Origin of the sequence: Massilia sp. TSP1-1-2 (assembly GCF_049896185.1) — a bacterium.
GTDB lineage: Bacteria > Pseudomonadota > Gammaproteobacteria > Burkholderiales > Burkholderiaceae_D > Telluria_A.
On record NZ_JAFCTU010000040.1, the window covers coordinates 1 to 12,302 of the forward strand.

Here is a 12,302-nt window from a genome sequence, read left to right on the forward strand (position 1 = left end):
CGTACCGGCGCCGAACTGCGCCGCGTCGACCTGGGCAGCCAGGGCATGGACGTCAACGACATCAGCGGCCTGGCCTTTGATGCCGATGGCGCGCTGTGGTTGTCGAGCACCTATGGCTTGCTGCACAAGGTCGCGCTCAATGACGACTTCTCGGTCAAGGCGCCAACCTTGAGCGCACTTAATGGCGCCGCCCTGCTGGGCACCGCCGCCAACGGGGCGCAAGCGAACGCCAACGTCGGCCAGGTGATCGAACTGACCGGCACCAACTTCGGCGCCGGCACCCAAGTGCTGTTCAACGTGCGCAACAACGCCGGCGTCACCTCGGTGGTCGCAGTGCGTCCGCAACTGGTCAACAGCACCGGCACGCGCTTGCAAGTGATCGTGCCCGACCTGGCCACCACGGGTGACGTACGCGTGTCCAACACCGGCACGCGCGACATCGGCTTTGCCGGCTACGCCGACGGCGTGCACCGCGGCCAGAGCATGACCTTTGTCGCCAGTGGCGCAACGGCGGCCATCCGCTTTGCCGACGGCGGCCTGGAAGGGCTGGACGACGAAAGCTGGGGCCTGGACAATGTGCTCGTCAAGCAAGGCGCGAGCGTGGTCTTCGCCGACAACTTCGAGGGCGCCGCCAAGGCCAACTGGAGTAATCCAGCGGTCAACCGCAGCAGCGCGCAGGCGCTGTCGGCCTTCTCGGGGCGCTTCAACAATACCAGCCAGACGCTGAACCTGAGCGGCTTGACCGCCGGCCAGACTTACACCATGAGTTTTGACCTGTATGCGCTCGATTCATGGGACGGCAGCCTGGGCAATCCCGACCAGCTGAGCGTGTCCGTGGACGGCGTCACTGTGCTGAGCAAGACCATCAGCAACCGCCTGGACGCCCCGCAAACCATCAACGCCACGCCCGGAATCCGCCTGCAGATCGTGCCGACCTTGACCGGCATAACCGGGCGCCCCGGCCAGGACGACATGTTCTACCTGCAGGGCTCGGGCTTCATGGAAGGCGCGTCCAGCGTCACCGTGGGCGGCGTGGTGCTGGCCGACGCCTACACCACCGGTTCGCCATTTGACGTGACCGGCGCGCGCAACGACAGCGTCAGCCTGGTGGCGCCGCGCACGCTGGACGGCCCGATCCGGATTACCACCGAAGGCGGCTACGCCGAACTTGCCGCCTTGCCGAACGCGAACATCCTGGCCAGCCAGTTCGACGCCATCGCCACGCTTGCGGTGAGCGGCATGCCGGCCGACCCGGCGGCGCCGGCGGCCAGCACCGGCCAATCCATTACCCTGTCGGGTCAGGGCTTCACCAACGCCACGCTGGTGCGCTTTACGGCAGTGGACGACGCCGGCGTGGTCGGCACCGTCACCCGCACCGGCAGCGCGTCCGCCGACGGCAAGTCGCTCACGATCCGCGTGCCCGCGCTGGCCACCAGCGGCGCGGTGTCCGTGCTGGGCAGCGGTGTATCGCTGCCTCTGCAGATCGTGCCGACGCTGCGCGCCATGGCCGGCGTGGTAGCGCAGGGCAATGTCTTGACCATCGAAGGCAGTGGCCTGACGCGCAACAACCTGACTGTCGAAATCGACGGCCAGGCGGCCACCATCATCGACGTGCGCACGATTAATGAAGGCCAGAACGGCACTTACCGCGACCAGCAATTGATCCGCGTAACGGTGCCAGCCGGCACCGGCGCCGGTGTGATCACCGTGCGCACCGCCGGCGGGCGCGCCACGCTGCACACGGGCGCGGTCGCGATCACCCAGCAGGCCGACCTGAGCGTGGCCGACGCCGGCGCCATCATGACGGCGGCGCTGCAAGTGAACTTGGGCCTGAACCAGGGCATCAAGATCAAGGCCGCCATCGGCGACGGCTTCGATATCGACCTGTACCGGGTCGACCTGGCGGCCGGCGAACAGATCACGGCCTTCCTCTCCGACAATTACTACTCCCACCTGCGCCTGTTCGACGCCAGTGGCAAGCAGGTCGCGGGCGGTTACCGCAGTCCGGGCGAGACTACACCGTTCACTGCCAGCGCCACCGGCGCAGGTGCCTATTACATTGGCGTGAGTGCGTACTACAACAATGCCTACAACCCGGCCGTGGCCGGTTCCGGCAACAACGGCACGTATGCGGGCAATTACAGCTTGAACCTGCAGCGCAGCGCTGCCGGCGACAGCCGCATCAGCGCCATCAGCGCGACCGCCGCCAGCGGAACGGCGGCGCAGGCAGCGCTGCCGTCGGCCAATACGGGGCAGCTGATCACGCTCCAGGCCAGCGCCATCTTGCCGGGCGAGCAAGTGGTGTTTACCATGCTCGACGATAACGGGCAGTTGTACGACAGCGCCGTCACCCCGACCAGCGTGGCAGCGGACCGCACCAGCCTGACCGTGATCGTGCCGCTGGGCGCGACCACAGGCGCGGTGCGCCTGGCCAGCGACAGCACCGGCATGCTGTTGCAGATCGTGCCCACGCTGCAAGACGTGACGGCCTACAACGGCTACTCGTATCATGGCGGACCGCTGCAACTGACCGGAACCGGCTTTGCGGAAGGCAATGCGGCCGTCCTGTTCGGCGCCCAGCGCCTGGACGACGCCGGCCGCAGCTACGGGCTGGACGTTGGCAACAGCGGGCGCGTCATCAACCTGACCGTGCCCGATGGCGTGGCGAACGGCCCGATCCGGGTGGCCACCGTGGGCGGCACCAGCGCCGCCTTTGGCCTGAGCTTGACCGGCATCACGGCCACCGCCGCCAGCGGCGCGCCGGCCGATCCGGCGCATGCCTCGGCCGTTGTCGGCCAGGTGATCCGGATCGACGGCGCCGGTCTCGACATGAGCACCGACGTCATCTTCCTGACGGTCGACAGCAGCGGCGCGCGCGCCGAACTGGTGGTGCGTCCGAGTTCGGTGAATGGCGCCGGCACCCAGGCGCAAGTCCAGGTGCCCGCCAACGCCATCAGCGGCGCCGTGCGCCTGGCAGGCGACGTCAACGGTGCCGGGGTGGACCTGCAGATCGTGCCCGTCATGACGGGCGTGCAGGTGCAATCGGTGTCCGCCGATGGCAGCTCGGCCGTGGTGATCCTGTACGGCAGCGGCCTGGTGGAAGGGGCGTTGAGCGAATATCGCTTCGGCAGCACCGTGATCGTCGATGCGGGCCCCGCCATCGGGCCAGACGTCAACGCCGAATATAACGCGCAGCTGGCCCAGTATGTCAACGGCAGCGTGACGCTCACGGTGCCGCTGACGAACGGCGCCTTCGGGCCGATCAGCGTGCGCACCGCCGGCGGCGTGAGCACCGCGTTCAGCGCCGGCATGACGGGCGTGACGGCCACCGCCGCCAGCGGCACGCCGGCCAACTCAGGCGAGGCTTCGGCCAATGCGGGCCAGCTGATCACGCTGACCGGCGCCAAGCTGAGCACCGACAGCGACGTTTTGCTGCGCTACATCAGTTACGACGGCGTGCTGTCGATGCTGCGCATCAGTCCCGTCTCGGCCGCGGCCGACGGCAGCTCGGCCACGCTGCAAGTGCCGGTGGAAGCGAACGGCGCGTTCACGCTGCAGATGTTCGGCGCGACCGCCCAGCCGCTGCTGCAGATCGTTCCCACCGTGCTGCGCTTTGACGAAGGCGGCACCCTGCTGGGCAGCGGCTTTGTCGAAGGGGCCACCCGCTACGACTTCCCGTCGCTGTCGGTCAACGACACGGCCATCAATGCGGGCGTGGACGTGAGCTACTACTATGATGCGGCGCAGGGGCGCTACGTCTGGAATGGCCAGGCCAGCTTCAGCACCGCCCTGCTGCCCCACCACGGCATGGGCGCGGCCAGCGTGACCACCGCCGGCGGCACCTCGGCCAGCCTGAACCTGGCGTCGGTGCGTCCCGGCAGCGCCAGCGCGGCCATCGGCGCGCTGGGCGACGTGGCGATCGACACCGCCAGCGGCGCCATGTGGACCATCGACACGGGCAACCCGGGCCAGCTGTTGCGGATCGACCCGGCCAGCGGGCTGGTGCTGCAGAGCATTGCCCTCACCCCCGCCTTTGGCAACCAGTACACGGCCAACTACGTCGGGCTGCAGATCGCGCCGGCGGGCTTGAACCTGGGCGGCACCAGCGTGGCGGCCGGCAGCCTGCTGCTGTTTGCCGGCTATCCGTACAACGGTGCCAACAACGTGGTCGCCATCAACCCGGCCACCGGCGCGCTGATCAAGTCGCTAATCCTGCCGGGCAGCTACTACAATACCGCCGGCCTGTACGACCAGACCAGCGGCCACCTGTTCCTGCTCTCGCAGCAGTACAACCAGATGGTCGAGATCAATCCGCTCAACGGGGCCGAGATCGCCCGGGTGGCGCTGCCGCTCAATGTGCAAAGCTGGGCCGGCATTGCGCGCGACGCCGATGGTTCGTTCTGGATCGGCAGCGTCAACGGCGGCGCCATCCTGGTCAAGATCGACCGCAACGGCAATGAGTTGCGGCGCATCGACGCCACGGCGCAGGGCGTGCGCGATGGCGAAATCAGCGGCCTGGCCTTTGGCGCTGACGGCATGCTGTACGTTTCGTCCACCAAAGGCGCCGTGTACCGGGTGTCAGTCGCATGAGCGGCCAGCCAAGGAGTGAGCGATGTCGATGAACGCTGCCTTGCCGCGCGACCCTGAGCACGCCGCCGGCCCGGGCCGGCACGCGCCGCCGCCGGCGGACCGGCTGGCGCTGCTGCTGCCGGCCTGGCTGGAGCAGACCTGCAGCGCGATTGACGGCACCCTGGCCGCCATCGTGGTGCGCGCCGAGAATGCGCCCGGCGCCTATGTGCTGGCCGCGTCCTGGCCGCGCCAGGGCGGCGCCATGCACCTGCTCGCGCTGGCCGAGCGCAGCCTGGCCTCGCGCGCGATGGAGCTGCACGACGCCGGCGGCGCCGTGGCGGTGGCCTGGCCGCTGCTGGCCGGCAGCCAGCTGGCCGGCGTGCTGGCCCTGGAGGTGACTGGCGCGGCCATGGGCGCAGCCGACGCCATCGCCGCGGTCGATGCGGCCGCGCGCTACCTGAACCAGGTCTTGCTGGGCAACGCCGAACCGCAGCAACACCCTGCCGATGCGCGCTGGCGCGGCCAGGCCGAACTGCTGCAGGTGGTGTGCCGCCCGGAGCAGTTCCCCCACGCCGCGCTCGACACCGTCAACTGGCTGGCCGCGCAGATGGATTGCAGCCGGGTGGCGCTGGGCATGGCGCGCGACGGGCGCATCGAACTGCAGGCGCTGTCGCACTCGGCCTGGTTCGACCGCAAGAGCCAGGCCGCCGGGGCGCTCGAACACGCCATGGATGAAGCCTACGACCAGCGCCGCAGCGTGGTGCTGCCGCCGCAGCCGGGCATGCAGTCGGTGCTGGCCATTGCGCACCGCGCCAGCGCCGCCGGCATGTCGGTATGCAGCGTGCTGCTGGCCGGCGGCGCTGGCCTGGGCGCCGGCGTGCTGCTGTTCGAGCGCGCGCCGGGACGCGGCTTTACGCCGGCCGAAGTGGACACCATGGAGCAGATGGGCCGCATTGCCGGCCCGGTGCTCGAAGCGAAGGAACAGGCGCACCGCTGGGTGGGCCAGCGCACGCGCGCCGCCTGGCATGCGGCGGCAACGCGCCTGCGCGACCCGCGCCGCCCGGCCCTGCGCGTTGGCGCCGCGCTGCTGCTCGCCGCCGTGCTGGCGCTGACTTTGGTCGACACCACCTGGCGCATCAGCGCCGACGCCGCCATCGAGGGCGAACAGCAGCGCATGGTGGCCGCGCCCTTCGACGGCTTTATCGGCAGTGCGGCGGTGAAGGCCGGGCTGACGGTGCGCAAGGGTGACGTACTGGCCGAACTGGACACGCGCCAGATCCGGCTCGACCTGCAGCGCTGGCAGGCCGAGGAAGCCCAGCACGGCAGCCGCTACCGCGACGCCCTGGCGCGTCACGACCGGCCGGCCGGCGCCATGGCGCTGGCCCAGATGCAGCAGGCCCAGGCCCAGCGCCTGCTGGCCGAAGACCGGCTCGAGCAAGCCGCGCTCAAGGCCCCGTTCGACGCCTACGTGGTCTCGGGCGACCTGTCGCAGCATATCGGCGCGGCGATCGCCCAGGGCAAGGTGCTGTTCGAACTGGCGCCGCTGGCGGCCTACCGGGTGGTGATCAAGGTCGACGAGCGCGACGTGCGCGCCGTTGGCGTGGGCCAGCGCGGCCAGCTGCTGCTGTCGGGCATGCCGGGCGAAAAGCTCAGCTTCGTGGTGACCAACATCGCTGCGCCCGAAGCGGCCGACCGGCGCAATGTGTTCCGGGTCGAAGCCAAACTTGACCAGGCCGGCCTGGCGCTGCGGCCCGGCATGCAGGGCGTGGGCAAGATCGACGCCGGCCAACGCAGCATGCTGTGGATCTGGACCCACGCGGCCTGGCACTATCTGGTGCTGCAGGCATGGAAGTGGGGACCCTGATGGCGGCCCCGTTCCTGTCCGACGGCTGGTACCGGGTGGCGGCGCTGCGCCCGCGCCTGCGCGACCATGCGCGCGTGAGCCGCCAGCGCTTTCGCGGCAAGTCCTGGTACATCGTGCACGATCCGCTGACCAACCGGGCGCACCGCTTTTCGCCCAGCGCATGGTGGGTCGCCTCGCAGCTTGACGGCAGCTGCCGGGTGGACGCCGCCTGGCAGCGCGCGCTGGCCGAACTGGGCGACGCCGCCCCGTCCCAGGACGAGGTGATCGGCCTGCTCTCGCAGCTGCATGGCGCCGACCTCTTGCTCAGCGAAGCGCGCCCGGAAAGCGGCGAATTGCTCGAACGCGGCAAAGCCCAGCGCCGGCCGGCCTGGATTGCCGGGCTGCTCAACCCGATGGCAATCCGGATCGCGCTGTGGGATCCGGACCGCTTCCTGAGCGCCACCATCGGAGCGCTGCGGCCCTTGTTTTCGCGCTGGGGCGCGGCGCTGTGGCTGCTGGCGGTGGTGCCGGCGCTGCTCCTGGCGCTGCAGCACTGGGAAGCGCTGACCGGCAACCTGTCGGACCAGCTGCTCTCGTCAAGCAACCTGCTGGCCCTGCTGCTGGTGTTCCCGGCCGTCAAACTGCTGCACGAACTGGCCCATGGCTACGCCGTCAAGGCGCGCGGCGGCGAAGTGCATGAAGCGGGCGTAATGCTGCTGGTGTTCGCGCCGGCGCCGTATGTCGACGCCTCGGCATCGACCGCGTTTCGCTCCAAATGGTACCGCGCCTTCGTCGCCGCCGCCGGCATGCTCACTGAACTGCTGATCGCGTCCCTCGCGCTGTATGTCTGGCTGGCCGCCGAACCTGGCCTGGTGCGCACCATCGCCTTTAACGTGATCATGGTGGCCGGGATCTCGACGCTGGCGTTCAATGCCAATCCGCTGTTGCGCTACGATGGCTATTACATCCTGTGCGACCTGATTGAAATACCGAACCTGGCGCAGCGCGCCAATACGTACTGGGCATACCTCGCGCGGCGCCACGCCTTTGGCGACCAGGATGCCGAGGCGCCCGACGCCACCCGCGCCGAACGGCGCTGGTTCCTGTTCTACGCGCCGGCCGCATTCGTCTACCGCACCGCGCTCGCGCTGTCGATCGCCCTGATCATCGCCAACGCCTACTTCTTTGTGGGCGCCGCGCTGGCGCTGTGGTCGATCGCCGGCATGGTGCTGCTGCCCGCTTTCAAGATGCTGCGCTTCCTGTTCGCCAGCCCCGCGCTGGCGCGCCGCCGCACGCGCGCGCTGACGGTCAGCGCGCTGGCGCTGTTGGTGCTGCTCGTGTTCGGCAGCCTGGTGCCGCTGCCGCATACGGCGGTGGGCGAAGCGCTGGTGTGGGTCAGTCCCGACGCCGAAGTGCGCGCCGCCGGCAGCGGCTTCGTGCAGCCGCAGCCGGTGGCATCGATGCGCCAGGTGCATGCCGGCCAGGTCCTCGCCACGCTGCACGACCGTGAACTGGCGGCGCGCCACAGCGAGCAGCTGGCCAAGGTGGCCGAAGCGGAGGTGCAGGCAGTGCTCGACCTGAGCACCGACCGCGCGCGCGCCTTCCAGAGCCACGAAGCGCTGCAGCACGAGCAAGCCAAGCTGGCCGACCTGGACGCGCGCCTGGCCCAGCTGGCGGTGCTGGCGCCCTCGGCCGGCGTGTTCGTGCGCGCCAGCAGCGACGACCTGCCCGGCAGTTTCGTCAAACGCGGCGACATGCTCGGCTACATTGTCGCGCCCACGCAGCGCACGGTGCGCGCGGTGGTGGGCCAGGACGACATTGGCCTGGTGCGCAGCGCGCTGGTGCGGATCGACGTCATGCCGGCCGACCGGATTGGGCAGGCCTACGGCGCGCGTATCGTGCGCGCCGTGCCGCAAGCCGATGAACGCCTGCCCGGCAAGGCGCTCACGCTGGAAGGCGGCGGCACGCTGGTGCAAGACCCGCGCGACCCGGACGCGCTGCGCACGCTGACCAAGGTGTTCCAGGTCGACCTGCAACTTGACGAGCTGCCGCCTGACCTGCGCATCGGCACCCGCGTCTACGTGCGCTTCCGCTTCAAGCCCGAGCCCCTGTTCGCGCAGGTGGGACGGCGCTTGCGCCAGCTGTTCCTCGCGAGGCTGCATGTCTAGGGCCACGCTGGCGCGCTGGGGCGCCACACCCGGCGCCGACTGGCTGTACCCGGAACGCGCCGCACAAAGCATCGGTGCGCTGGACCGCTGGCTGTCCGGCGCCGGCACGCTCTGGTCCGCGCCGCTCGAGTGGCGCGAGCGGCGCTGCCTGGCGCGCTTTGCGAGGCAGGTGCAGGCCGGCGCCGAAGAACTGCGCGAATTGGACTTGCCGGCACTGGGCAGCCGCGCCGCCGCGCTCAAGGTGGCGCTGCACCGGGACGGCGTGACCGAGGCGCTGGCCGCGCGCGCCTTTGCGCTGGCGGGCGAAGCGAGCGCGCGCCTGCTGGGCAAACGGCCCTACCCGGTCCAGCACCAGGGCGGCTACGGCCTGCTGCGCGGGCGCATGATCGAAATGGCCACCGGCGAAGGCAAGACCCTGACCGCCCTGCTGCCCGCGCTCACGCTGGCGTTGGCGGGGGTGCCGGTGCATGTCGTCACCGTCAACGATTATCTGGCGCGCCGCGACGCCGACTACCTGCGCCCCGTGTTTGCGCTGTTTGGCTTTACGGTCGGTGTCGTCACCCACGCCGAAGACGACCAGGCGCGGCGCCTGGCGTACCGGGCCGACGTCACTTACTGCGTCAACAAGGACCTGGTGTTCGACTACCTGCGCGACAGCCTGTGCGCGCCGCAGTCGGGCGAGCGCAAGCAGCGCGGCCTGTATTTTGCGCTGGTCGACGAAGCCGACGGCATCCTGGTTGACGAAGCGCGCACGCCGCTGGTCATCGCGCGCGAGCGCGAGGCGCTGCGCGAACGGCAGGACGCCGCCCTGGCGCTCAAGCTGGCGCGTGCGCTCGGCCCCGGCCACTTCACCACGCAGCAGCAGGGCCGCCAGTTCCGGCTCAGTGCCGAGGGGCGTTTTTTCCTGAGCACCCAGGCGGCGTCCTTCAGCGCCGACGACCTGCACTGGGACATCGCCCGCATCCGCGACGAACGGGTCGAGCAAGCCCTGTCGGCGCTGCACGCGTTCAAGCGCGGCGCCAACTACGTGGTATTGGATGACAAGGTGCAGATCGTCGACGAATTCACCGGCCGCATTTTGCCCGACCGCACCTGGGAGCGCGGCCTGCACCAGATGATCGAACTGAAGGAAGGCCTGGAGGTGACGGCGCCGCGCGAAACCATCGCGCGCCAGACCTATCCGCAATTTTTTTCGCGCTACCTGCGGGTCGCCGGCATGAGCGGCACGGCGCGCGAAGTGGCGCGCGAGATCAAGACCGACTTTGGCATCAGCATGGTCGCCATCCCGCGCAACCGCCCCGCCGTCCGGCGCTTTTTGGGCGTGCGCCTGCTGGCGCAATCGGAGCAGCGCTGGCGCGCGATTGCGCTGCGCGCCGCCGAACTGGCGGGCGCCGGTCGCGCGGTGTTGATCGGCACCCGCTCGGTGCAGGCGTCCGAAGAATTGAGCGCGATGTTGACCAGCCTGGGACAGGCGCACCAGGTGCTCAACGCGCTGCAAGACCAGCACGAAGCGGCCATCGTGGCCGACGCCGGCCAGCCGGGACGGGTGACGGTGGCCACCAACATGGCCGGGCGCGGCACCGACATTGACCTGGCGCCCCCAGTGCGCAGCGCCGGCGGGCTGCACGTGATTTTGTCGGAGTTTCACGAGTCGCGCCGGATCGACCGCCAGTTGTACGGCCGCGCCGGGCGCCAGGGGGACCCGGGGTCGTGCGAGGCGATCGTCAGCCTCGAAGACGAGTTGTTTTGCCGCTTCGCGCCGCTGCTGGTGCGCCATCTGGCGCGCACCGCTGCGGACAACGCCGAACTGCACCCGCGCTGGGGCCGACTGCTGCAACTGCTTGCACAATACAGGGCCGAACGCCAAAATGCCGGCGTACGGCGCAATACCGCTCAGCGCGACAGCGCCATGGAGCGCACAATGGCTTTTTCAGGAACCAAGACATGAATTCACCCTATTTTTTTCCGCTGGCCGCCTTGCTGTGCGCGCTGCCAGTTGCGGCCAGCGCCGCCCCGGTCGACTGCCTGATCGAAGCGCGCCAGACGATTGAAGTGCGGCCCTCGACCGAAGGCCTGGTCACCCGGGTGCTGGTGCAGCGCGGCGACACGGTGCGCGCCGGCCAGGTGCTGATCGAACTCGATGCGGGCCTGGAACGCGCCAGCGCCGACATTGCCAAGTTTCGCTCCCAGATGCAGGGCGCGGTGCAGTCGCGCGAGAGCCGGCTGGGTTTTCTGGCGCAAAAGGCGACCCGGCGCGACAAGCTGGTCAAGGAAAATTTCATCTCGGTCCAGGACCGCGACGAGTCAGCCGCCGAACACCGGCTGGCCCAGGCCGAGCTGCTCGACGCGACCGATGCGCGCAAACTGGCCACGCTGGAATACCGGCGCGCCAGCGAACAGCTGCGCCTGCGCACGATTCGCAGCCCGATTGACGGCATCGTCGTCGAACGCTTGATCAATCCGGGCGAGCTGGCCGACAACCGCGACATTCGCAAACCCCTGCTGAAACTTGCCGAGATCAATGTGCTGCACATCGAAGCCTTGATGCCCAGTTCCGCCTACGGCACCGTCAAGGCCGGCGAACAGGTGGCGGTTACGCCCGAGCAGCCCGCCGGCAAGCGCCTGAACGCCACCATCAAGGTCGTTGACCGGGTGATCGACGCGGCCAGCGGCACGTTCGGGGTGCGCATGGAGCTGGCCAATCCCGGCGGGGCGATTCCCGCAGGAGTCAAATGCAAGGCCGATTTTCCGACACTGATGGCGCGCAAGCCGGCCCCGCCGGTAGCGGCGCCGCCCGCCACGGTGGCGGCGCGTGTCGCCAAAAAATGATCGCCGATACTAGGCTAGCAGCCTGTCGGACTTAATGGAGGCGGCCGAAAAATCCACCTGACCGGTCCATATTTCACCGCTTTTTTGGTCAATAGAACCACTATTGACCTTCAAAATTGTCGAAATCTGTCCTCGGCCAGCTGAATTTCCGGCTCGCCTCGTTAAGTCCGACAAGCTGCTAGCGACGGGGAAACTGGTGACACACGTTCTTCCTGAATTCATCGGTTTCTGCCGAACAAGGCTTCGACGGGCTGTGCAGTTGCAGCGCGGCGCCCGCCGCTGCATTGTCAAGTTTGGCGACGACCAAGTGGCTTTGCAGTTTGAACGATTTCATTTCAAGGCTGCTTTGGGCGGTCGTGACCCATACTTCATATCGCCCAGGAACTAAATGTAGTTTTGCCAACTGGACTGCCCTGCCCCCCGGAACGCTGGTCGATACGGGATGAGGCACGATGAGGTTGAGCACGCGCTGCATCGATGGCAGGCGGTTGACCGCGACGGTGAAGTACGCTGGCACGCCGCCCGCACCGGTCGCGCTGGCGGGCGCTTCATCGCGAAATCTGGTAAGCATGGCAGTGATACGCTGCCGCTCGAGGCGGGTGCTGCCGGCTGCGAACACGATCCCGATCGCGTAGTCGCCTTCGTCGCTGACCACCACCTCATGCCACAGCGATGCGTCTGGGTACACGAAGTTGGACGCCCGTGCTGGCGCGCTTAGCGCTAGCAACATCACGCCCACAATCGGCCATAGTGCTTTGTGTACAGCAACCATGTTGTCCTCGCTTGGGGAGCCTGCCACGATTCTCCCACGTGTCGCGCGACCTGCTTGCCGCCCATGCCAAGTGTACCGGCAAGCGTCTCGTGCAACACGTTTTATGCTTGAACCAACGTCA

The 12,302-nt window shown here is 68.6% G+C and carries 6 protein-coding genes; 5 read left to right on the top strand and 1 reads right to left on the bottom strand.

The annotated features are described in order from the left end of the window. From ACP7BV_RS23710 to ACP7BV_RS23730, 5 genes are all read left to right on the top strand, one after another. On the top strand, nt 1-4,590 hold a 4,590-nt coding region (locus tag ACP7BV_RS23710; protein WP_426107288.1), incomplete at its 5' end, for a beta strand repeat-containing protein. Nucleotides 4,591-4,612: 22 nt separating this feature from the next. After that, nucleotides 4,613-6,433, top strand: a complete 1,821-nt coding sequence (locus ACP7BV_RS23715) for an efflux RND transporter periplasmic adaptor subunit (protein ID WP_426107289.1) — start codon at nt 4,613-4,615, stop codon at nt 6,431-6,433. Next, entirely contained in the window at nt 6,370-8,580 is a 2,211-nt protein-coding gene (locus ACP7BV_RS23720) for a hypothetical protein (RefSeq protein ID WP_426107290.1), read from the top strand. Before ACP7BV_RS23715 ends, ACP7BV_RS23720 begins: the two co-directional genes overlap by 64 nt. Beyond that, on the top strand, nt 8,573-10,528 hold the full coding sequence (locus ACP7BV_RS23725) for a hypothetical protein (RefSeq protein ID WP_426107292.1): 1,956 nt from the start codon (nt 8,573-8,575) through the stop codon (nt 10,526-10,528). Before ACP7BV_RS23720 ends, ACP7BV_RS23725 begins: the two co-directional genes overlap by 8 nt. Next, a complete protein-coding gene (locus ACP7BV_RS23730) occupies nt 10,525-11,409 on the top strand; it encodes an efflux RND transporter periplasmic adaptor subunit (protein ID WP_426107294.1) in 885 nt (294 codons plus the stop codon). The genes ACP7BV_RS23725 and ACP7BV_RS23730 overlap by 4 nt, the downstream gene beginning before the upstream one ends. Nucleotides 11,410-11,587: 178 nt before the next feature. On the opposite strand, the gene ACP7BV_RS23735 is transcribed toward ACP7BV_RS23730, so the two are convergent. Then, a complete protein-coding gene (locus ACP7BV_RS23735; protein WP_426107296.1) occupies nt 11,588-12,181 on the bottom strand; it encodes a hypothetical protein in 594 nt (197 codons plus the stop codon). Nucleotides 12,182-12,302: the final 121 nt, after the last annotated feature.